Genomic DNA, 21,402 nt, shown 5'->3' with positions numbered 1-21,402 from the left:
TATGTGAAATTAAATAATATCCAAGCCCCTTACTACAGAATAGAGGATAATAAAAAGATTTGAAAATTAGACGCCTTTCACTCCACCACCATATAAGCCTTTTAGCATGTAATCTTGCGCTATATATGATATTACTATAACTGGCAAGGATGCTACTAAGGCAGAAGAAGCTAATAGAGCCCAGTTAACTGAACCTTGGCTTATCGCGTTTAACGCGAATATTGTTATGGTCTCACTACCACTTGGTGGAAAGTTCATCCTATATGGCGTCTCACTTAATACTAGTGGATAAAATAGAAGATGCCACGAAAAGATGAAGGAAATTATGAAACTTGCAATTAAAAATGGCCTTGAAAGGGGTAATATTAACCTTATTATTCTGTTCTTCATTCCATCTATTTCTGCAGCTTCTTCATATACTTTAGGAAAGTCTATATAGAAACTAAACATGGTCCAAAAAGCAAATGTAACAGTGAAAATGGCTGAAGGTAGTGCTAAACCTAACCATGTGTTGATGAGATGCACATCGGATATCATTAGGTATATTGGAATCACGTAGGAAGTTGAGGGTAATGCGTAAATGTATATTGATAAAATGAGTAGCCAGAACCAAAACTTTCTAGCACCTTCATAGGCTCCCAAACTGGATAGTAAAATAGTTAGGAATCCTACTATCAAAGCTACTATCAGTGAACTTATCATATATGGTACAGAAGCTTGTAAAGAAGAAATCAGATATGATAAATCGATAGATTTTGGGACCAAAATAGGAGGTTTTACAAAATCTAACGAATTGGGTCTTATCGCTACCAATATCATCCAATATACTGGAAAATCTAGAAATATTATAATAATAATCGTAGCAACAAGCATTAATGGTTTATATATTTTATCTGGAATTTTAATTGAGAGTAAACTAAATCTAAATCCTCTTCTCTTCACTAACAGTGCTACACCTATTGCTGGTATAGACGCTATTAAAGCTAAGATTGATGCAAATAATGCACCTCCAGAAAAGTTATCGTACTGAAACATCATAAAATACACCATCAATGGAAGAGTCGTCGTAGAAAAACCGGGGCCTCCTTGCGTCATAACGTATGGCAAGTCGAAATTTCCCATAGATAATACGAAAGTAATTAGAAATGATAATAATATCCCTTTCAGTGCATAAGGGAAGGCTACACTTGAATAGTACTGAGAAGCCGTAAGACCATCAATTTGTGCTGACTCCTTAACTTCATTGGGTATACTCCTTAATGATGCAAGAATCAATAGAAACGCTAATGGAACTGAACTCCATGCACTTACTAAACTTACGGCAAGTAGAGCAGTTTTAGAGAAGTATAACGGATCATAATTAATTCCCATAAGATAGGTGAACCATCCATAACCACCATAGAAGCTTATAACCCATATTAACGCGGATGAGGTAAAGGGTATTGTAAATGGCAATAGGACTAGAAGAATTAGGTACTTCTTAGGATACATATCAATTGTGATGGCAAGTATTAGCCCTAAGATGGTTGAAACTATAGCTGTAAATAAAGCGAAATAGAATGTATTATAAATTATTTCAAGGGGGCTTGTAACTGCAAATGCGGATTTTAAGGCTGAAGATAAGTTAAGACCAACTATAACGAAGGTAAGGAATAAGGGCACCAAACCGAAAATTACTATGTAAATAAGGTAAGGTATTGAATACTTAACTCTCATTTCCAAACACCTTATAATCTGTGAAGTCGAATCTAACTTTCGCCCCTTCCCTTACTCTAGTCTTACTTATGGCTTTTATTTCATTTTCGTTAAATTCAATGTAAACTAAATAATAAGATCCCCAAAATTCACAGTTGCTAACAATACCTTCATGCTTACCATCTCCTAGTATTACGTTTTCTGGTCTCACACCTATGGTTTTGTTATCTATTTTCACAAAGCTCATTGGCGGACTGCCTACTAATGAAGCTACAGCCTCATTTGCAGGATTTTCATAGATCTCTTCTGGTTTACCTATCTGCATTATTTTACCTTTGTCTATAACGCATATCCTATCTGCTATTGCTAGTGCTTCATTAGAATCATGAGTTACATACAATGTGGTTATATTGAACTCTCTCTGAATTCTTTTAATTAGTTTCCTTGCGGAATATCTGAGTTGCGCATCTAAGTTTGAAAGTGGTTCGTCCATCAGCATCACTTTAGGTCTCTTCACTAAAGCTTTAGCTATTGCAACTCGCTGTTGCTGACCACCAGAGAGTTGACTGGGGTATTTATCTAACAAATTATATATATCCAATTCTTTAGAAATCTCCATAATTCTTTTCTCCTTCTCGTTTTTACTTATATTTATATTTTCCATAGATATCATTAAATTCTCAAATACCTTTTTATTTGGATATAATGCATAATTCTGGAAAACCATGCCAATATCTCGTTTTGACGGAGGTAAATCCGTAACGTCCTTATCCTCAATGAATATTCTACCATCAGAAACTCTTTCTAACCCAGCAATAAGCCTTAAAAGAGTAGTTTTACCAGAACCCGATCTACCTAAAATTACGAAAAATTCGCCCCTCTCGATATTAAGGCTTACGTTATCAACGGCTTTGAAGTTACCAAAGAACTTCGTAACATTCTTAAGTGTAATCACGTCCTATCAAGAAAATATAAAAATAAAAAATATTAACTCTTACGTTGAGGAGACTGCTTTAATCCAAGAATTAGCTGCTTGTTGTAATATTTGCATAGCGTAAGTAGCATTATACTGAGGTGCAGTTAAAAACTGAAATACGTCATTATTAAAGCTTGGTATTAATTCTGGATAAGTAGGAGGTATATTTGGAGGATTAGCTGATGCATTTAACGCTGCAATGTAAGTTTCCTCTAACCATTCTCTCTGATAAGAGGGCAAAGAGGTATTACTTATTAGAGCACTAAATGCCTCTTTAGAAATTGGGAATTTTCCAAACTTTAGAAAAGCAATTTCTTGCATCTGTGGAGATACTAGAAACTGCAAAAACTCTAATGCAAGTTGTGGATGAGAAGAATATTTGCTTATACCTAAAAAGTCAGTTCCAGTCTCAGCATATCCTCCGGGTAATGGAGCCAATAATACATCTTTTGTATTATTAATATAAGCTAGCTGTGAAGTGAAGATGAATTCTCCAGGTGCTTGAGAGAAGAACTCTGGCAAGTTATCATAAGACATTTGAATTTGTGAAGGACTGGGTTCGTAATTAACTAGTTCCCTATAGGTTATAAGAGCGTTAACTCCGGAAGTAGAGTTAAAGGAAGGTAATGGATAACTAAAACCAGGTAATATTTTCCCTTCAAACATAATGTTATAATTAGGTAAACCAGCTGGATTACCTAAGTTAATTGATGGGTCCCTAAAATAGAACCAGCCAAATACTGCGGGAAATGCATCAATAATTCCATGTGAAACATGATCATCAATCAAAAATCCATACTTAGTAATGTGATGTGAAGTTAAGAACTGATCTACAGCTAGTACTACAGACCAGTTCTTATAAGTTATAGGTGAAAAATTCATATGGTATTCTTGTTCAAATTCTTGAGCTAAAGTTTGATTTCCAAATATTGTAGCATTATATGCTAATAAGTAGACTGCAGTTTCGTAAGCTACACCTATAATCTCACTCTTACCTGTCGTTGCATTATAATATATCCCTCCGAAATCTTCTTGCGGATAGATTATGTCAGAGAAATTGAAATCTGATTGATTCAGTTGCATTAAATAGGGCTCAACATCTAAAGCCGATGTGGAAGTAAACCCTATTATATCATATTGAGAAGAATGAGCTTCAAGAGCTGTTAATTCCTTATCTATATATTGACTAAATGGATATTGAACTACTTGTACCTGAACGTTAGGATGTAATTCGTGGAATAGATCACCAGCATATTGAATAAATTGGGCCGACTCTCCACTAAACGTTACTACAGTAAGAGTTATTACTGATGAACTAACATTACTAGAAACAGTAGTTGAAATTACACTCTGCTTAGTCTTTGATGATAATGTCCCATATGCCAAGAATAACGCAACTCCTATTACAGCTACCACAACTATCACAATTATTGCTATTGCAAGAGTTGAAATAGCTTTTCTGTTCATAACTATCTAACCCTAAATTTAACTCTAAAAGACAAAGTAAAAAGTGTAATCTATATTAGATCATGAGTAGGGCCATCTAGGGTTTTATACAACGAATTAAATTAATTTCACTTAGAGATCATAAATCCATTCTTCTATATTCTTTTAGAATTAGTTTATATGTGAGAGACCTTGTATCAACGGCTAAATTCAGAGCCAATTTAGAAGTAAATATTCTCAGATTATACAAGATAAAGGAAGTATATTCTTGGTCAGATATAATATCATTAAAGAAAAGCATAAGAGATAATCAGATAAAAGAACTCGCAGTTTTCAAAGAACTAAGAGACAATATATCTTATGTGAAACCTACATACTTCGTAGAATCTCCTTATCCTAGTTACTAATTTCCCTATTTAAAAATAAGCATATCAAAAATAATGAATCAGATCACTGAAGGTTTAATCATCGTTTCATTTACTGGTGGTCTCTTCATTATTAGGTATTTTACAAGTGCTGGTCAAAAAATTATTTTCTCCCATATCTAGCCTTTAGCTCTTGATAAAGTTCTCTAGGACTAGGGGGTCTTCCTAATCTGTTTTTTAAATCTTCAATTATACTCCCCAAAATATTTTTTACCTTAATACCTGCTATGCAATAGTCGGGAACGTTAAAGTCTGGAATACCATCTCCATTATATCTATTTATTATTGTTTCTTGTTCATCTTCAGTGGCGAACGGAAATGAAAGACAAGCGTAGGGTTTAAATCCATGAATACCGCATAACCATCCTTTTTGAAACGGACAAGGTCTTGGTAATACGTGTAAGTTGTTATCAACCTTATTCAATTTCTTTAGATCATCTCTGTTTAACTTTTTCTTCAGTTCATTATAATCAAAATTGTAAACTGGGACAGGATAACCGCTTTTACAACATTTTCCACCACATTCTTCGCAATCCTTAGCTACGTCTATGAAGACGTTCATAGCTATTTGGAATACTAAAGAATACATTCCGAATTTAGCTTGAGGTACTGTTGAATATCTTTCTAAGAAATCTAAGACTTTCTCAAAATGATCTAGCTCACCCCTTAACCCCTTCTTAACCATTAAATTAATCCGATTAGTATCAAATGACATACAAGTTAGAGAGAGGGAGTAACAGAATAAATTATTATGCTTAATAGTCCTTGTAATAAAATAGTTTATCTAAAATAAACTTTCTAAATAATTATTATGCTTAAGTCAATAGTTTATGAACCTTATGTGGAGGATTCACTACTACTTCTTGTTATTGAAGACAGTAATTTCCAACTCGTATTTAAGGGGTAACTGAAGCCGAGATTCTATTTGAAATTAATGAGAATTGTTATTGTTATTGAGATGTTAACTGATTATATTGAGAAGAGATGGAAGAATATAGAAAGCAATTTGTGATGATGTATGAACAGAACATGAAAGAGAAAAGTAAGGAACTACTAAAAGAGCTCTTTAGGTTTTGTTAGCCAAATCAAAGAATGCTCTCCAGAAAGGATCTTCAACTGGATGTTCAATTTTAGATTTACTGCCATCCTTTCTAACTAACGTTACATCCCTACTTTCATCAGTTATTTGTCCGATTATTTCCGCATCTATCCCCTCTTTAATCAACGCATCTTTAACCTCCTCACCCTTATCTGTTACTATTATCATAGTTCCCTCACTAATGGAAATCCAAGGATCTATATTGACTAAGCTTGTGACTTTCCTAACAGCTTTGTTAATGAATAATTTCTCCTCATATATTTTCATACCCTTACCACTAGCGTTAGCGATTTCTGTTAGTGCCCCAAAAACCCCTCCTTCAGTAGCATCATGCATTAGATGTATACCTATTCTAGATGCTATTAAGCCATCCTTCCAGCAACTCATTTTCCAATACATATTATACGCTTCATTAAACGTTTCATTATCTAATTTTTGCCTAAAGTACTCTGGGTACAGATTTACTAGAAGACCAGTTGCCTCTATGGCTGGGCCCTTAGTCATTATTACACTATCACCAATCTTAACCTTAGCTGGCATACCTAACTTTTCCTTCTGGCCTATTCCAAACATCGTAAACCCTCCCACCATTGGATAATCAGTTCCCTCATAAACCCCAGTATGACCTCCCACTACCATCACATCAATTTCTTTCAATGCCTCGTGAATGCCAATCCACATTTCCTCAAATTCGTTATCTTTAATTTTCGGTGGTAAGTTGAGGTCTATAACAGCGTATTGAGGAGGAATTCCAGAAGTCATGACATCACTAGCTAATATATGTACGGCAAACCAAGCAGCTTTCTTAAATCCAAATTGAGGTACTATGAATACTGGATCAGTTTTCACAACCAATACTCTTCCATCTTGAAGATCAATAGCTCCAGTATCGACGCCATGTTGGGGACCTACTATTACCTCTTTTCTTCTCTTCCCGAGATTAGGGTAAATTACCTTATTAAATACGTCCTCGTTTATCTTTCCTAAGTGCATAGTTATGAGTATTCAAATACTCAACTTTAAAGTATTTAGTGTGTGCCCTTTTGCAGAGATTAATTAAAATGTAATTTCTAATGTATTGATGCTATAAGCCAATAAAAGCGTACAATTCCTTTAAAGACAAATTATTAAATTTACATGTATTTTAGTTAATTTAAAGTAACTTACCTTCTAGTGATCAACTTTACGTAAATTAAGTTGATCTTATAAGCTTTATAATGTAAACTAACTTTCTAGAGGAAAGCAAAATGGATCCCACACTAGCTTCAATAGGCATCCTAATATTCAGAGTACTATATGGAATATCACTAATACCACATGGTGTAGCTAAGACTAATAAAAACGCAAATTCGCAATTTAAGGGGTTCATGAAACAACTAGGAGTTCCTCCAGTGTTCGTGGATCTGTCAATGATCATAGAGATATTGGGAGGACTTTTGGTAATTATTGGAGCTATTTCACTCATAGTCTCTATTGTGTTAGTGCTGTTCTTCCTCGGTACAATAATAGTTAGCAAAAGAATGAAAAAGCCATTTGCAACTGGCATGAATCCAGGTGTCGATCTCGATATTCTCTTCCTAGCAGGTGCTATAATATTACTACTGTTAGGCCCTGGAGAGTTCGCTATACTAACTGGTCCACAGCTATATAACTTAATTTAAATGTTTTTTATGATTTTGGATAATATTCGTTACTATTTTTTACTTTCCCCTTCTTCTTCTGACGGGGCTATCACTTTCACTCCTATACCAAATAGAGACCTAATGACATAGTCAACAAATCTGACGTGAATCCCTTTCTGACCCATGAAAGCTCCACTTTCCTTTTTTAGAGTTACTGCTAACGCGTTTCCAATAAAGTCAACATCTTCAATGTGTTTCATAATCCATGGGACAGGATGGACAGCCTTTATTAAATCTTTAAAATCCAATCCCAATTCAACAACTCTGACCTTCTTGCTAGTCTCCTTTTCAATGTTATTTATCCTTTCGCCATTTCGGCCTATAACTCTACCTGCACTTCCCTCTTTTACTATAATTAGCGCATCTGGAACGTTCTCATGAGTTATACCTAGCTTAGATTTTTCTGCAGAAAATTCAGAAACCGTTATAATTGACGCATCTGGAGCGTGTAAGAGAGCCGTATCGTAAATTTTCTTTTCGACATCTGTCATTTTCCTTGATCTCAGTTTATACTCTAAAAGGAGCCTCAATCCTCTCTTAGCACCACTTCTAACGATGTCTTTAACTCCTAGATCTATTACTTTAGCGTCTTTTTCATTAAGTAAAACTTCCCTTATTATCGCAGAAGAGTCTTGTCCAGATAGAGCTTGAAATATGGGATCACCAGCTACTATTAATTTGGAATTCTTACCTACTCTTATGAAGAGTTCTAGAACACTTTCGGCTTTCATGGATTGTATGTCATCTATGAAAATAATTGCATCATTAAATGATCTACCTCTTAAATATCTAGAGTCAACTATTTCAATTTTATTCGAATCTATTAAATCATCTATTACCTTTTCTTCAACAAAGCCACTAAGCACATCCTTTATATAAGCTTTCACTAATTCCTCGTAATCACCTAACTCCTTCCTAGTTATCTCTTCTTGAGTCACAACGTCTACTATGGGTTTAGCCACTACTAACTTCTTATATTTACTTGATGTTACGGAGTCAATACCATACGCCAATGAGAATAAACTTTTCCCAGTCCCGGTAGGCCCAAATATACCTAGAATTTGTAATTTTTCGTCTTTCAGAACTTGTAATAGATTTTCTTGACTCTTTGTAAAGGGTTTAATCAGATCAAGTATCATATGTAGAGATAAAAATTATCACTTTTTGAAGTTAATCTTAGATAAATAATGGTTAAATCCCAATGGCTCCATTTAACTTGTTAACGCGTCTAAAACTGCTTGTGCTCCATCCATAACCCTCTTTTCTAGTTCCTCCTTCGATATCCATATACCACCTTTAGCTAGATTGTCACTTACGACCAAAACTGAAGCGCTTTTCCATTCCCTCATTTTACTTAACGCAAATAAAGTAGCACACTCCATCTCTACTGCTATATTACCTCTACTGCTCCATTTCTTTGCAAATTCCTCATCTTCAGCATAAAACGCATCACTGCTAAACACATTTCCTACGTAATATCTTAGACCTTTCTTAGAAAATGATGAGACTAATTTATTAGTTAACTCAAAATCTGGAGTTGCACCTATACAAGCGTTCTCCTTAAAATACTGATAGAATAATCCACCTTGATTATAAGATGCACCGGTAACTATTACGTATTCACCAACATTAATATAAGGTACCAAAGATCCAGTGGTACCGTATCTGATAAAGGTCCTAGCACCTAACATAGCTAACTCTTCTAGAACGATTGCTATAGAAGGACCTCCTATTCCATGAGTAGCAATACTTACTAATTCTCCATTATATTTACCTGTATAAATTAAAAATCCCCTATTCTCATTAACTAATTTAGGACTTTCTAGTAATGTAGACAACAGCTTTACTCTTCCAGGATCTCCCGCTATTAAAACTCTTTCTGAAATCTCCCCCTTTTTAGCCAATATATGAACTGGGTTCATAAGGGAAAGTGGAATTTCCACATTTAAAACTTGCCAAAAACCCTATGCGTTGATTGTGGAGAATTCAAATACTAAGTTTCATGGATATGGGGTTTCAGCTTCATTGAATCCCATACACTTTGTATTCAATTCTCGATTCACTAAAGTCATAGTTACTCAATCATTCTTCTCTCTTCCATTATCTACCTATGATTAGCCCTCTAATCTAAGTTCAGCATTATTAATTACTCTTTGCATTGCTTTTCATCTTGGAACACCATATTAACATTTCCTATTCTAACCTAAAAAGCACAACTCATAATTAACTATAGGCAAAAAGTTAGGATATAAACAAAAGGTATTGTATTATCTAAAAATTTTTTAAATATTTGGGATGAAGGAAATTTGTAACATTACCAGTAGTCTTTAGACAACTTGATGATTTAGATAAAATGGTTAATATACTTATAGAAGAGTATAGAAAAACTTACTATGAAACACCTAACATCGAAAGGACAAATTCTTGGATATCGTCCTCACGCTTTCTTCTTTCCTCGAATATCTCTATCCCAGTTATTGTGGAATACCCTATATTTAATGAGGTTGCTAACTTTATTTTTCTTGATAAGTCAATAGGAATCATTGTTGAAGCAAAAGGATGGCGTAATATTAAGAAAATAAATGACTACGTTGTTGATGCTGATGGAAAAAATTAGGCAAGACCCATGTTTTCAACTAGAAAATTACGTTTCCAAACTAAATTATTTCCATCCTCAAAAGATAAAATTCCGCGGAATTCTCATTACTTTATAATACAAATCAGCACTCTACTTCCTCAGATTGCGTAATAATAAGAAAACCTGAAGAACTAAAAAGAGAAGTCGATTCTCTAGAACCTCTATCGGAAGATGATATAGATAAGTTCAAATCTGCTAGACTTACAATCACTAAAGACTTACTATCCTTACTTAAGGATCTAGACGTTGATCAGATTTTAAGTTCGTTTTCTCAAGCACTGTACGCAAGTGGATATAGATTAGTAGAGGATCAAGTTCTAGTAGTTGAAGATGTTTTGCATGCTCTAGAATCTAAAAATGATAAAGTAATTTTAATAAGAGGAGGAAGTGGGTCAGGAAAGACACTTGTAGCACTAACTCTGTTTTTTGAAGGATTAAAAAGAGGATATAATGTAGTATTAAGCTACAAAAACAATAGATTAATTAATACACTGAAATACATTTTAGAACGAAATAAGGCTACAAAACCTCTAACTAAATATATTAGGTTTTATTCCACTGGAAAAGTGAGACCGGCTGGAATTGGAGATGATAACTATGAGGAAACTCATGATTTAGCTATATTTGATGAAGCACAAAGAATGACTAAAAAATTATTGGAAATACGATGAAAAGGGCAAGAGTAAAAGTTTATTTTTATGATGAGGAGCAAATTCTCGTAGAAGATGAGGAAGGTAGAGAAAAGAATTTTATAAACCTTGCAAATGAGAATGTAGAGAAAAGAACTCTTACTGGAGCTTTTAGAATGCCGTATGCTGACTTAATAAGGAAATTGCTGAAGGGCGATAATGTAACCCTGCCTAGCTCATTTTTTAAAGTTCATGATCATATAGATAAGATGCTTGATAGTATAAGAAACAAAAATGGAAAGAAAGCTTTAATTTGTGCCTTTACTGAATCAGAAGGAGATAGGGATAACGTTAATTCACCAAAGAATATTAGAATTGGTTATCCACTTCAATCAAGTTTTGACTTATACAAAAATAAGAATCTTAAAATTACATGGCTAATGAATGAAAAAACTGAATATCCAAAGTATTGGAGCGGAGAATTTAAAGATCCCTTGTCTCGTTGTTCCTGCGTTTATGGTGCACAAGGATTTGAAGCTGATTATGTTGGAGTAGTTTGGGGAAGAGATCTTGTATGGAGAGGAAAATGGGTTGTAAATACATCTCCTATCACTGATAACGTTGGAGGAAAACAATATTCCCTTAAGGTGATTGCTAAGAAAAACGTACAAAAGGCTCTTGAATTATTACGAAACAGATATTATATAATGTTAACTAGAGGAATTAGGGAGGTTCATATATTTGTTGAGGATGATATGACGAGAGAATATTTAAAAAGTATTACTAGAAGTCCATAAAAGTATCGAGAACCTTTCTAGAATGAACTATCAAGCTTTATATTATGTGCTTATGACTACTTTTTTATATCTTATCAAGTAAAGACTGCAATTATTACCTAACTAATATTATGTTTCCTAGGACATTAGCTGTTATTGAATAGCAGTATAGGTTTCTGTAATAGAGAGTCGGAAGCGTTTAATTGCAGATATGAAAATAAATGCGTAATAAGATATTGAACAATAGCCCATTTCTTTAAAATAAGTGTAGTAGTTACATTATAGCTTTTATGGTTGCAATTATATCTGACTCAGCAGAAAGTCTAATCCAGGTAGGTGGATTATTTATAATATTAACTCCTCTTCTTAACTTCACACTATCCATTATATCGTCATTAAGGCTAGCTTTCATCTGAAGTTCTACTTCACTATTTACTGATATAGCTAGCTTGTTGGCAGAAGGAACGTAATACCACTTACTCTCTTTACCCTTAAATTTGCCCCTCAATTCACCATATTTTCTGGGATCAAAAATTGAAACATCAATATACTCTACCCATATCTCATGCGTATATCCCTCTTTTCCAGTGTCTAACCTAGTAGTATAAGTATCCCTAAAGGATGCAAAGAAAAGTTTAGGTCTTCCGTCTGGTTCAGTAGTATAATGAGGATGCCCTATTTGAACAAATGAATCGTCTAAACCTAAAAGTGGCATAATTGAACCTTGTAATAAGCCTATTTTTCTGAGGTCGTCTGCTTCTGATACCTCATCTAGACTTGGGCCAATAAATGTTTGAAGCATCCATTTAGATAAAGTATCTATTTCAACAAATATTTGTATACGTGGAATCAAAGTGAGATCTAATACATCATTAGCCCTAGCCCAAATTCCAATTTCGCCAAAGTCATCAACAGTTATCTTCTCTAAGTCATCAATATTCTTTATCATATATAATTTTATTCCAGAAGAATCTGCATTGGGAGTTACCGCAAAAGCGTCATGCATGTATCTATAGGCACCAGTAGGTCTTATGGGTACCCCAGAATCCTTCTTTAAATCCTTAATTAGAATTTTGTAATTCCTTAATTTCCACTCAGAATCAAAGATAAAAAGATATGCGTCGTCTCCATGAGTTGAAGTTACGTAAAACTCATCTCTAGCTTCATTATAAAAGCCTCTTACTGCGTTATTACTGTAGTTAACTTTCACTGGAAAATCTGAAGGTAAAATCTTTTTAACATTCGCAAAGTCTATATTTAAACTATTATCTATTGGTGCCACAAAGCCTTCTCTTTTTAAACCTGTAAGATCACTCCAACCAGTGAAAAGTAACCAATGCTTATCCCTTTTAGCATCGTAAATGACATAGGGAGTACCTACACCACCTTTAATATCACTTATGGGAGATTTTTGAGGAAGAATTATTGGTTTAATCATAATTATAAATGCCAAACAGTGAATATATAAGCAAATATTAACACTTTATGCAGAAATGATGCAACAACTTTAGGTTACAGCAGATCTCGTAAATTCCAGATATCTATTTTGTTTGATTGCTAAACACAATCTAGTATAGTTATCAGTTGCAATGATAGTCAACATAAGCACTCCTAAACTTTAACGTCATTAACACTAATGATAAAAAAATGTTGTAATTACAATGTTATACTACACTTTGTATCTGTAGTTGGGTATTCCCTTAACCTCAACTTTTGTAGTAAACACTTTTCCCGCTAAAGGGTCTTGACTCTTTCCAGCAGTTGTAATAAATATTCTATCTAAATCTGGAGTACCAAATGTTACTGAGGTTACATAAGTTGCTGGGACTTTTATTTCAAACACCTTCTCACCATTTTTAGGATTCCATCTACTTACCTTTCCACCACCCCAGTGCGCAACCCATATATACCCTTCCTCATCAACGGCCATTCCATCCGGATTTCCTGGTTCGCTTCCGAAATCTACTGCAACCCTTTTGTTATATATTTCACCCTTGTTTAAGTCAAAATCAAATACGAAAATTTTCCTTAATGGAGAATCTATAAGGTACATCTGCCTATTCTCTATATCCCAGCCTATACCATTAGAAACTATTAGACCTTCTAGCATCTTAGTTAGCTTATTGCCCTCAAGCTTGTAAAAATTACCAGTAGGTTTTCTCTCATTCATATTCATGGTCCCAGCCCAATATCTTCCCATTTTATCACACTTACCGTCATTGAATCTATTTGTATCCAAATTAGTTTCTGTCTCTGTAATTTTTTCCAAGGAATTTGTGAAAAGATTTACAATATAAAAACCGTGTCTAATGGTCGCAATAACCCTCTTATCATCAATTACACAAAGAGATGATACTAAATCTGGCATATTATAAAAGATTTCACTCCCAGTATTGAGATCATTAACTATTATTCTCTTTCCTTCAATATCAACCCAAAATAGTTTATTTAACTCCTTATCATAAACTGGACCTTCTCCTAAAATTGCCTTATAGTTACTTAACGTAATTAGATTTACTTCCATCATAGACACTTAAAAAGAAGTGACTTTTATTCACTTCTGTTGTTGTTCCTTTTTACCATCTAAAGCGCTAGTAATTGTAGATCTTAAAATATCCCTTTCGTAAATTACAGCCTTGCCTCTTAATGCTGATACTATCGCGGCTAGAAATGCCATGGCTGAACCTATGTAAAAAGCAGTTCTTAAAGCTTCAACGAAAGCTGGAGCTAGGACATTAGGGAACCAATAAGTACCAGTTATTGTGCTTATTGTAGAAGCTGGTATTGAACTTACAATAGAGTTCGGCAATTGAGATAGAACAGTAGATACTGGATTATAACCCAAGAATGCTGCAAATATTGCTGCAGTCGGAGGTAACTTAGCCAGTATTGAGGCTAGCTGAGGAGCACCTGCTGCGTTTAATGCTGATGTTAGTACTGGAGGTAAGGTTACATATAAGGTGTCAATCACTATAGTAAAGAATATGCCTATACTTAGAGTACTACCCGTGTTGGTTAACATAGCCCTTATTCCAGATGCTGATCCTCTGTGCTGAGGAGGTGCTGCGTTGATTAACGCAGCCATGTTTGGAGAAACAAATAGCCCATTTCCAACGCCCATAAAGAATATGATTAAAGCGAATTCTAGGTAATTAAAGTTATATGGCAATAAAGTTAATAATAGAAATCCAGTTCCCATTATTACTAATCCAGTAGTTGCTAAGCTTCTTGCACCATAACGATCTGAAAGCTTACCTGCAATAGAACCCATTATTCCAAACCCAGCTAATAATGGCAAAAGGTAAATTCCAGCCCAGAAAGGCGTTACTTCATAACTATACCCATGTAGAGGTAGCCATATTGCTTGTAATAGCAATACTAACATTAATTGCAAACCACCAAATGCTAATTGAGCAAGAATAATTGCTACTGCAGCTGACGTAAAAGCCCTCGTTTTAAATAATTCCAACCTAAACATAGGGTCTTTAACTCTTCTCTCAATAAATATAAAGCCCACAAACATCGCTATACCCACTACTATACTTGTTATTACAAATGGATTGCCCCATCCAGTAGCTTGAGTGCCATACGGTAATATCCCATAAGTAATACCTATGAGAATTAGAATAAGTGAGATGGCGTACATTATATTGCCTAATATGTCAACGTTCTGATTCCTATTTGGTTTGCTTAATTGCTTTAAGGATCTATATGACCAAATAGTTCCTAAAATTCCTATTGGGACACTAACTAAGAATACGTCACGCCAATATATTGATGCTAGTATTCCTCCAATGATTATTCCAGCCACCCCCCCAAATATTCCTATAACTCCATTTAAACCTAAGGCAAATCCTCTTTCATTAGGTGGAAATGCCTCAGATATTATTGCCGCACTGTTCGCCATTAAGAAAGCTCCACCTATACCTTGAACTATTCTATAGATTACTAATTGAAGTGCTGCTATATTTCCACTACCTGGTGTTATATAAAGCAACAGAGAGCCAATTGTAAATATTAAGAATCCAAGATTGTACATTCTCACTCTTCCGAAAATATCTGAAATTCTACCTACATTGACTACTAGGATTGCTGATACGATACTATAGCCAAATAGAACCCATAGTAAGTATTGGAAGGAAGTAAATGGGTTAATGTTAATTCCCTTAAATATCGCCGGTAATGCTATTAAGACTACGTTTGCGTTCATGAAGCCCATAAATGCACCAAGACTCGTATTAGATAAAGCAATCCACTTATACTGAACCATATGGTTAAAGACTTAACTTTAATTTATTAAAACTTTTGCCCAATAACGATCAGAAATTTTTAAAAAATCGTTAATCTATAATTAACAACCAATTATCTGCTACTTATAAAGATGTATAAGACTGTGGATAGTACTATTAGGAGAGCATCTAAAATAAACGCTATTAGGGCTGGTCCAGTAGTTACTGGCAACGGTCTACCTATTATTGGGGCGGGCAAAATCCTAGTTAGAGAAAGAAGTAAATAGTTTATCCACCAGTACACCACTTCTAAGAGATAAATAATCTTTACAAAAAATAACCTAAAAGATAAAATAAACAAAATTCCTGCAATTATTGATAATATTGCATCAAAGAGGAAAAATACTCTTATGCCAATAGGGAGAAATGATATATTATATAGCGGAAGATGATCAGCAGTCCACGCAAAGCTTAGTATTCCAGCTACTATTCCTAAAATTAATAATGAAACTGAAGTACGTGGCATACTCCACCTTTCCTAAGTCCTAGTTAAAAACTTTTACCCAAATCGCTAATTGATTTGAAAAAGAATCTTGGGAAAAAATTTAAATTTAATAACAGAGAGTGAAAAAGCTGTGAAAAGATGAAAATAAGTAAAATCGGAATAATAATATTAGGAATTTCTATAATTGTACTTATAATTGGTGGAGCATTTTTCGGAATGGCAGCAACTGCACACCACCCAGTAGTAAGTAACAAAACTATAACATCGACATCAGAGTCATCCACAACGACCACTGCTTCAAGTTCCTCATCATCCTCCACAACAACATCATCATCGAGTGCAGCAGTATGGGGCTAAAGAGAAAGCTATTTGTTTTTAGTTTTTCTTTTTCTTCAATAGGTGGTCCCTTAGCATTAGTTGGACAATTCCTAAAAAACGTAAGTACTTTAGAGGTAATACTCTCACTTATTATATTTGCGCCAATTACGTATATGACATATTACGCGATGGATAAAGTTTGGGATAAAGGAGGACTTTACGATTACGTAAGCAAGTTCACTCCTAATCTCTCTCGGTACTTTCTCTTTTTCTGGATATTTTCATATTTCCTCTACTTAAGCTATACTGTAGATTATATAGTATATTGGATATTAAATGAAAATGGATTAATGGCGTCCATACTGGTACTTCTCATAACATTAGCAATTGCTACGATAGTGTATATTGGCCGTGAATTAGAATTCTTGCTGGTTTCAACAATATTACAAATTGTATTTGCATTACCATTTAACTGGAATTTTAGACCTTTCAGTCCTTTTGAATTTAATTTAAATGTTGTACTTTCAACATCACTGTTATATATATGTATAACTCTAACGCCATTTGTAGGAAACGGTAGCAAGGAGGGTATTAATAGCATATTCCTAGCATACTTAATAAGTGGTACGATACTGCTTTTAGATTCCTTCTTTAACATACCTAAAATAATTTATCTCATCTCTTCATTTAGCACATTTTCCTTAATAATAGTAGAATTTTACTCCTTAAGGAACGTTCTATCAAGAACCACTTTAAAAAACATAAATCTCTATCTAATATTAGCTTTCATAATTTCTACACTAATTAGTTTAGTAAATCCTTACGTTTATTACATTTATACCATTACACCGTCAGTGACAGCACTTTACGTTTCATTAATCCTTTTCTTTATTTCAGTTACACTTTCAATTGAAAATAAGTTAAAGGTATTAAGTATCTTGAGCCTAGGGCTTTTAGCATATGGACTCTACACTTCACTTCAATTCTCGTCATTTTACTTATTAATAGAACAAATTCTTACAATTATAATAATTTCATTAATACCTTTTGTTAAAAACTTACTTTCTTACTAGATTCCTCACTCACATTCCTGCTACCTGACAATAATCTCATATAAAGATATCCTCCTATAGCTTGTAATATCCCTCCTATCTCTAATGGCAAAGACAACGATAAATCTAACAAGTAACCACTAATACCAGAACTCATCTGAGAAAATCTAGTAGCCATACCTTGAATGCTTGAAGCAGTACCGAAATCCTCTTCAGAAACTCCCCTAACGTTAACTGCACTTCTATTTGGAGATCCAATTCCCGCATTCAATCCCCTAGCAATATATAATCCTGCTGCCAATGGTAGCCATGGTGAAAAGGCCATTGCAATTAAGAATATCCCATTTAATATTCTGGTTATAGAGGCAACCTTTAGTGGTTCTGCCCTTAATTTGCGTGCAAGTAAAGATCCGATTGCCGTTGTTAGGTAAGATGTAGTGAAGATTAAACCTATCTCAAAGGAGGTAGCGTGGAAGGCTAACTTATACCATAACGGAAGCAATGGAATTGCAATACCCAATCCAAATCCAGTTATAGAATTAGAAACTATAACCTTGGAGATAAACTTAAGGCTAGGCTTCGTAATAACCTTACTTGTTTTTTTAGGCCTTTTAACCTCCTTAACGAACAGTAATGATATGGCAGAAGCCAATAATAATGCAAAAGAGACGAAGTAGAGGATCCTATATCCCTCAACTGAATTATTGATATAAGATCTTAAAGAAAGTAGAATACTACCACCAATACCTGAAAATGATGCAGCAGACATTAGTAAACTAAGTCTTCTTACCCTTTCTGCTTCATTCCTCCAATTGCTTGCCACTAAAGCAGTTAATCCAGGTGAGAAAACTCCTCTAATTCCTCCTGCTGCACCACCAACTCCCCCTATAATAAATCCCGTAAAAATCAGAAAATTATTGATTGAAATTGCAAGTACCAATGCAGCTAATGAAGATATTATTTCTGTTGCGATGAGTACTTTTTTATAACCGTATCTATCACCTATCATACCTAGAGCTAAACTGAGTAGAGAAGAGAACAAGATAGCACCTAAGAATATTATACCTATAATTTCTGGTCTTACGCCAATTGAGGCTAAATATAATGAAGAGGACAGTGTAATATAAATTATGCCTATACTTCTGAATATTCTAGACATTAAAAGAAACGTATAACCATAGTCATCCTGCAAAAAAATCACCTAAATAGAATAGTAAAGCTTAGTGGTTTAACAATTTTTCGTTTTACCTTTTAACGCTAGCAAAATTAAACTTAATAAGTAAAAGATAGAGTATATACTTATGCCCATATGTCCCTCATGTGAAATTAAATTTAACAGTTGGGAGGATGTGGCTAAGCACATAGATGAGATGGCTAATACTAGGAGTGATCCATCGCATGTAATGTGGTTAAACCGTAATATATCTATCCAGAGAATGAACGTTAGAGAACTAGCAAATAGTTTAGAGACTTTCTTTTCAACGCCAAATGGTCTAAGTGTGTGGATAAGAAAGAGATTTATATCGAAATTTTATGGTGATAACCCGCATCCATTTATTGTGGCAATGCAGAAGCCTACTAGAGGAGTCTTATTGGGTTATGTAATAGAACACCAACATTTCCTAAAAAATTGGGTTAAGGTTTTAGCTTCAATAGTTACTAAAACTGATAAAGATGATGTTTTACACTATGAGTTAGAGAATATCGCTGTTGAGTTTATAGGATATAACGGAAGACCAAGCCATTACGAGCTATTATTAAGGATGGGTGAGGCTTTAGGAATGCCTAGAGAGAAGATATTATCAACACCACCTTTACCCGCAACACAGTCTGCAATAAAAACGTGGAGAAAAATAGCTGAAACTAAAACCTGGCTTGAAACTATGGCTGCAATGCATAGCCTTGAACTAGTAGCTGATCGTAGCTTAGTTAAATATGGAGCTAGACTACCTTACTTTAATCCATTAATTTTAACTTCTAATGAATATCCCCAAGCTGTGAAGGACTTTTTAAGAGAGGGATACGAGGCAGATGTCTCACATGCTGGAGAGGCGTTAGAGATGGTGGAGAGATATGCAGAGGAATTAGGATTAAAAGAACAAGTTCAAGTAGTAGTTCTTAAATCATTTGACGCATTCTCTAAATATTTATTAGCCAGATTAGAGAGAGGGTTTGAAATAGAGCCAAGTTTAATTAAAGAGGTGATGAGTATATGAAAATAATAGTTAACGGAAAAGAAGCAGGGACAAAAGATAAAGGCTGTGCACTATGCGGTGCCACTTGGGGAGAATATTATGAAGAGATTGATGGAGAAAAGTTATTCTTCTGTTGTGACTATTGTGCTTTAGAATTCGTTAATATGGTAAAAGAAGTCAAGAAGAGAACTAACTGGAATAAAATCGATGAACTGATAATCAATGGAAACTATTATACAGGTAGAACTTGTACAGCTAAAAATGAGGGAAAAGAATACAAATACTATGTCAAATTTAATGACGAAGCTGGTATAGACACCTTTAAAGAATTAACCTAATGGTTCGCAAATTCCGTTGTCCTTTAATAATAATTTACCGCCATCTTTGGGCTCAGTTAAAGATCTACAAAAGAGTTTTGCATTATTCGATTTAACCAAACAGAGCCAATAACTATCCTCAAAACCTTCTGGGGTGGCTGTTAATTTCCAAGATGCTATTACTTCAACTTCTTTAATACTAACATTCTCTAATGTTACGGAACCGCATTTAGGACATCTCATTCTCTTAACCCAAAACGTATATCCGCAATTTTTGCAGACATAAATCAAGGTTCATCACCATAAATTATTACAGTAGCTGAATTTCCAAAACCAGCCATACTTAAAGATAATCCTACCCTAGCATTCTTAACTTGCCTATTTCCCGCTTCATTTCTAATCTGCAAAAACGCCTCTACTGCCTGGGCTACGCCACTAGCTCCTATTGGATGACCCTTTGAATTTAATCCCCCACTGGTATTTATTGGCATTTCACCATCAATAGAAGTGTAGTTGTCATAATAAGCTTTCCATCCCTCTCCTTTCCTTAATAAACCTAATTCTTCTGCCTCCACTATCTCTAAAACGGTTGCCATATCATGAAGTTCTGCGAAATCAATTCTGTCGATCTTAGCCATTTTCTTAGCTATTAATCCAGCATTCCTTACAGATTTTATTGACAAGATATCCTCACGTCCAGATAGATATGAAGTATCTGAAGATACACCAATACCCTTTATGAAAACTGGTTTCTTAGTAAAACTATACGCATATTCATCCTTTACCATAACTAAAGCGGAAGCCCCATCACTTATTGGAGTGAATTCGTACAAAGTTAAGGGATCAGCTATTATTGGAGCCTTTAACACATCTTCCAGTGATACAACTTTTTGAATATGAGCATATGGATTTAGTGAACCATTATAGTGATTTTTAACCGCAACTAATGCAAAAGCTTCTCTCGGGGCATTATACCTTCTCATATACTCCTTCGCCATTAAGCCTGCCAATGAGGGCAAAGTCAGACCAGCTTTCCTTTCTTCAAGGGGTAATAAGGAAGCTATTATTGACGTTACTTGTTTAGTGTTTTTTTCGGACATCTTCTCAACTCCTAAGACTAAAACTGTATTAGCGACTTTAGAATCCAGTAATGATTTAGCAACTAATATTGCAGACCCACCGCTACCACTGGTATTATCAACTCTTATTGAAGGGACGTTATCAATAGATAGATAGGTCGTAATCAGGTTGTTAATGCCAGATTGGAAATTGAATTCCCCAGAGTAAGTGTTAGAAACTACCACAAAGTCTATTTCGTATTTCTCTATTAACGGTAATGAGACCTCCCCAGCTAGTTCCAATAAACTTTCCTTCCTTTTTCCAAACCTAGTTAAATTTGCATCAATAATTGCAACCATTC

At 34.5% G+C, this 21,402-nt stretch carries 23 protein-coding genes; 9 read left to right on the top strand and 14 right to left on the bottom strand.

The features are described 5' to 3' along the window. Window positions 1-66: 66 nt before the first annotated feature. From V6M85_RS06545 to V6M85_RS06535, 3 genes are read right to left on the bottom strand one after another with little or no spacing between them, the layout of a single operon-like run. A complete protein-coding gene (locus V6M85_RS06545) occupies window positions 67-1,716 on the bottom strand; it encodes an ABC transporter permease subunit (protein ID WP_338604494.1) in 1,650 nt (549 codons plus the stop codon). Beyond that, window positions 1,706-2,650 carry an ABC transporter ATP-binding protein gene (locus V6M85_RS06540; protein ID WP_338604491.1) on the bottom strand — a complete coding sequence of 315 codons (945 nt, stop codon included), beginning with the start codon at window positions 2,648-2,650 and terminating at the stop codon, window positions 1,706-1,708. Before V6M85_RS06540 ends, V6M85_RS06545 begins: the two co-directional genes overlap by 11 nt. A gap of 39 nt (window positions 2,651-2,689) precedes the next feature. Next, window positions 2,690-4,138: an ABC transporter substrate-binding protein gene (locus V6M85_RS06535; protein ID WP_338604489.1), complete on the bottom strand. Its 1,449-nt coding sequence runs from the start codon at window positions 4,136-4,138 to the stop codon at window positions 2,690-2,692. A gap of 161 nt (window positions 4,139-4,299) precedes the next feature. Between V6M85_RS06535 and V6M85_RS06530 the strand changes: the two genes are divergently transcribed. Then, window positions 4,300-4,524, top strand: coding sequence for a hypothetical protein (locus V6M85_RS06530; protein ID WP_338604487.1), 225 nt, complete (start codon window positions 4,300-4,302; stop codon window positions 4,522-4,524). A gap of 121 nt (window positions 4,525-4,645) precedes the next feature. On the opposite strand, the gene V6M85_RS06525 is transcribed toward V6M85_RS06530, so the two are convergent. Next, entirely contained in the window at window positions 4,646-5,257 is a 612-nt protein-coding gene (locus V6M85_RS06525) for a YkgJ family cysteine cluster protein (RefSeq protein ID WP_338604484.1), read from the bottom strand. Window positions 5,258-5,608: 351 nt separating this feature from the next. Further along, window positions 5,609-6,634 (bottom strand): AIR synthase family protein, encoded by a 1,026-nt coding sequence (locus V6M85_RS06520; RefSeq protein WP_338604481.1) that lies wholly within the window; start codon window positions 6,632-6,634, stop codon window positions 5,609-5,611. 254 nt (window positions 6,635-6,888) lie between these two features. Here V6M85_RS06520 and V6M85_RS06515 point away from each other — a divergent pair, with 254 nt between their 5' ends. Then, window positions 6,889-7,302, top strand: coding sequence for a DoxX family protein (locus V6M85_RS06515; protein ID WP_338604478.1), 414 nt, complete (start codon window positions 6,889-6,891; stop codon window positions 7,300-7,302). Window positions 7,303-7,334: 32 nt separating this feature from the next. Here the strand turns inward: V6M85_RS06515 and V6M85_RS06510 are convergent, their stop codons facing one another. Next, complete coding sequence (locus V6M85_RS06510; protein ID WP_338604475.1) at window positions 7,335-8,462, bottom strand: PhoH family protein; 1,128 nt, start codon at window positions 8,460-8,462, stop codon at window positions 7,335-7,337. A gap of 72 nt (window positions 8,463-8,534) precedes the next feature. Further along, window positions 8,535-9,245: a purine-nucleoside phosphorylase gene (locus V6M85_RS06505; RefSeq protein WP_338604472.1), complete on the bottom strand. Its 711-nt coding sequence runs from the start codon at window positions 9,243-9,245 to the stop codon at window positions 8,535-8,537. A gap of 431 nt (window positions 9,246-9,676) precedes the next feature. Here V6M85_RS06505 and V6M85_RS06500 point away from each other — a divergent pair, with 431 nt between their 5' ends. The 3 genes from V6M85_RS06500 to V6M85_RS06490 all read left to right on the top strand — a co-directional run bounded on the left by V6M85_RS06500 (window position 9,677) and on the right by V6M85_RS06490 (window position 11,387). Then, window positions 9,677-9,940 carry a hypothetical protein gene (locus V6M85_RS06500; RefSeq protein WP_338604470.1) on the top strand — a complete coding sequence of 88 codons (264 nt, stop codon included), beginning with the start codon at window positions 9,677-9,679 and terminating at the stop codon, window positions 9,938-9,940. A gap of 356 nt (window positions 9,941-10,296) precedes the next feature. Continuing rightward, a complete protein-coding gene (locus V6M85_RS06495) occupies window positions 10,297-10,632 on the top strand; it encodes a DNA/RNA helicase domain-containing protein (RefSeq protein WP_338604468.1) in 336 nt (111 codons plus the stop codon). Then, window positions 10,629-11,387 carry a DNA/RNA helicase domain-containing protein gene (locus V6M85_RS06490; protein ID WP_338604466.1) on the top strand — a complete coding sequence of 253 codons (759 nt, stop codon included), beginning with the start codon at window positions 10,629-10,631 and terminating at the stop codon, window positions 11,385-11,387. The genes V6M85_RS06495 and V6M85_RS06490 overlap by 4 nt, the downstream gene beginning before the upstream one ends. Before the next feature lie 253 nt (window positions 11,388-11,640). Here V6M85_RS06490 and V6M85_RS06485 read toward each other — a convergent pair whose 3' ends face one another. The 4 genes from V6M85_RS06485 to V6M85_RS06470 form a co-directional block, all read right to left on the bottom strand. Further along, window positions 11,641-12,804, bottom strand: a complete 1,164-nt coding sequence (locus V6M85_RS06485) for a hypothetical protein (protein ID WP_338604463.1) — start codon at window positions 12,802-12,804, stop codon at window positions 11,641-11,643. Between the two features lie 231 nt (window positions 12,805-13,035). After that, complete coding sequence (locus V6M85_RS06480) at window positions 13,036-13,890, bottom strand: SMP-30/gluconolactonase/LRE family protein (RefSeq protein WP_338604659.1); 855 nt, start codon at window positions 13,888-13,890, stop codon at window positions 13,036-13,038. A gap of 30 nt (window positions 13,891-13,920) precedes the next feature. Continuing rightward, window positions 13,921-15,636, bottom strand: a complete 1,716-nt coding sequence (locus V6M85_RS06475; protein WP_338604459.1) for an MFS transporter — start codon at window positions 15,634-15,636, stop codon at window positions 13,921-13,923. A 92-nt stretch (window positions 15,637-15,728) separates the two neighbouring features. After that, complete coding sequence (locus tag V6M85_RS06470; protein ID WP_338604457.1) at window positions 15,729-16,121, bottom strand: hypothetical protein; 393 nt, start codon at window positions 16,119-16,121, stop codon at window positions 15,729-15,731. 117 nt (window positions 16,122-16,238) lie between these two features. Here V6M85_RS06470 and V6M85_RS06465 point away from each other — a divergent pair, with 117 nt between their 5' ends. Both V6M85_RS06465 and V6M85_RS06460 read left to right on the top strand, forming a co-directional pair. Continuing rightward, entirely contained in the window at window positions 16,239-16,457 is a 219-nt protein-coding gene (locus tag V6M85_RS06465) for a sulfocyanin (protein WP_338604455.1), read from the top strand. Further along, complete coding sequence (locus V6M85_RS06460; RefSeq protein WP_338604452.1) at window positions 16,448-17,491, top strand: hypothetical protein; 1,044 nt, start codon at window positions 16,448-16,450, stop codon at window positions 17,489-17,491. Before V6M85_RS06465 ends, V6M85_RS06460 begins: the two co-directional genes overlap by 10 nt. Here V6M85_RS06460 and V6M85_RS06455 read toward each other — a convergent pair. Continuing rightward, window positions 17,469-18,662, bottom strand: a complete 1,194-nt coding sequence (locus V6M85_RS06455; RefSeq protein WP_338604449.1) for an MFS transporter — start codon at window positions 18,660-18,662, stop codon at window positions 17,469-17,471. The two genes, V6M85_RS06460 and V6M85_RS06455, sit on opposite strands and share 23 nt — an antisense overlap. Window positions 18,663-18,771: 109 nt before the next feature. Here V6M85_RS06455 and V6M85_RS06450 point away from each other — a divergent pair, with 109 nt between their 5' ends. Both V6M85_RS06450 and V6M85_RS06445 read left to right on the top strand, forming a co-directional pair. Continuing rightward, window positions 18,772-19,686: a C2H2 type zinc finger domain-containing protein gene (locus V6M85_RS06450; RefSeq protein WP_338604447.1), complete on the top strand. Its 915-nt coding sequence runs from the start codon at window positions 18,772-18,774 to the stop codon at window positions 19,684-19,686. Beyond that, a complete protein-coding gene (locus tag V6M85_RS06445) occupies window positions 19,683-20,003 on the top strand; it encodes a TA0938 family protein (protein ID WP_338604445.1) in 321 nt (106 codons plus the stop codon). Before V6M85_RS06450 ends, V6M85_RS06445 begins: the two co-directional genes overlap by 4 nt. Here the strand turns inward: V6M85_RS06445 and V6M85_RS06440 are convergent. Further along, window positions 19,995-20,273, bottom strand: a complete 279-nt coding sequence (locus tag V6M85_RS06440; RefSeq protein WP_338604443.1) for a zinc ribbon domain-containing protein — start codon at window positions 20,271-20,273, stop codon at window positions 19,995-19,997. The two genes, V6M85_RS06445 and V6M85_RS06440, sit on opposite strands and share 9 nt — an antisense overlap. Continuing rightward, a complete protein-coding gene (locus V6M85_RS06435; RefSeq protein WP_338604440.1) occupies window positions 20,270-21,400 on the bottom strand; it encodes a thiolase family protein in 1,131 nt (376 codons plus the stop codon). Before V6M85_RS06435 ends, V6M85_RS06440 begins: the two co-directional genes overlap by 4 nt. Window positions 21,401-21,402: the final 2 nt, after the last annotated feature.

The sequence above is a fragment of the Sulfolobus tengchongensis genome, assembly GCF_036967215.1.
In the GTDB taxonomy this organism is placed as follows: Archaea; Thermoproteota; Thermoprotei_A; order Sulfolobales; family Sulfolobaceae; genus Saccharolobus; species Saccharolobus tengchongensis_A.
Note: the sequence above shows the minus strand (reverse complement) of the source record. Positions and strands in the feature narration are given on the sequence as shown.

Excerpts from the sequence above, each read along its gene's own strand:
- V6M85_RS06545 (WP_338604494.1), bottom strand. The coding sequence starts at position 1,716 with ATGAGAGTTAAGTATTCAATACCTTACCTTATTTACATAGTAATTTTC.
- V6M85_RS06535 (WP_338604489.1), bottom strand. The coding sequence starts at position 4,138 with ATGAACAGAAAAGCTATTTCAACTCTTGCAATAGCAATAATTGTGATA.
- V6M85_RS06525 (WP_338604484.1), bottom strand. The coding sequence starts at position 5,257 with ATGTCATTTGATACTAATCGGATTAATTTAATGGTTAAGAAGGGGTTA.
- V6M85_RS06520 (WP_338604481.1), bottom strand. The coding sequence starts at position 6,634 with ATGCACTTAGGAAAGATAAACGAGGACGTATTTAATAAGGTAATTTAC.
- V6M85_RS06515 (WP_338604478.1), top strand. The coding sequence starts at position 6,889 with ATGGATCCCACACTAGCTTCAATAGGCATCCTAATATTCAGAGTACTA.
- V6M85_RS06510 (WP_338604475.1), bottom strand. The coding sequence starts at position 8,462 with ATGATACTTGATCTGATTAAACCCTTTACAAAGAGTCAAGAAAATCTA.
- V6M85_RS06505 (WP_338604472.1), bottom strand. The coding sequence starts at position 9,245 with ATGAACCCAGTTCATATATTGGCTAAAAAGGGGGAGATTTCAGAAAGA.
- V6M85_RS06500 (WP_338604470.1), top strand. The coding sequence starts at position 9,677 with ATGGTTAATATACTTATAGAAGAGTATAGAAAAACTTACTATGAAACA.
- V6M85_RS06490 (WP_338604466.1), top strand. The coding sequence starts at position 10,629 with ATGAAAAGGGCAAGAGTAAAAGTTTATTTTTATGATGAGGAGCAAATT.
- V6M85_RS06485 (WP_338604463.1), bottom strand. The coding sequence starts at position 12,804 with ATGATTAAACCAATAATTCTTCCTCAAAAATCTCCCATAAGTGATATT.
- V6M85_RS06480 (WP_338604659.1), bottom strand. The coding sequence starts at position 13,890 with ATGGAAGTAAATCTAATTACGTTAAGTAACTATAAGGCAATTTTAGGA.
- V6M85_RS06475 (WP_338604459.1), bottom strand. The coding sequence starts at position 15,636 with ATGGTTCAGTATAAGTGGATTGCTTTATCTAATACGAGTCTTGGTGCA.
- V6M85_RS06470 (WP_338604457.1), bottom strand. The coding sequence starts at position 16,121 with ATGCCACGTACTTCAGTTTCATTATTAATTTTAGGAATAGTAGCTGGA.
- V6M85_RS06465 (WP_338604455.1), top strand. The coding sequence starts at position 16,239 with ATGAAAATAAGTAAAATCGGAATAATAATATTAGGAATTTCTATAATT.
- V6M85_RS06460 (WP_338604452.1), top strand. The coding sequence starts at position 16,448 with ATGGGGCTAAAGAGAAAGCTATTTGTTTTTAGTTTTTCTTTTTCTTCA.
- V6M85_RS06450 (WP_338604447.1), top strand. The coding sequence starts at position 18,772 with ATGCCCATATGTCCCTCATGTGAAATTAAATTTAACAGTTGGGAGGAT.
- V6M85_RS06445 (WP_338604445.1), top strand. The coding sequence starts at position 19,683 with ATGAAAATAATAGTTAACGGAAAAGAAGCAGGGACAAAAGATAAAGGC.
- V6M85_RS06435 (WP_338604440.1), bottom strand. The coding sequence starts at position 21,400 with ATGGTTGCAATTATTGATGCAAATTTAACTAGGTTTGGAAAAAGGAAG.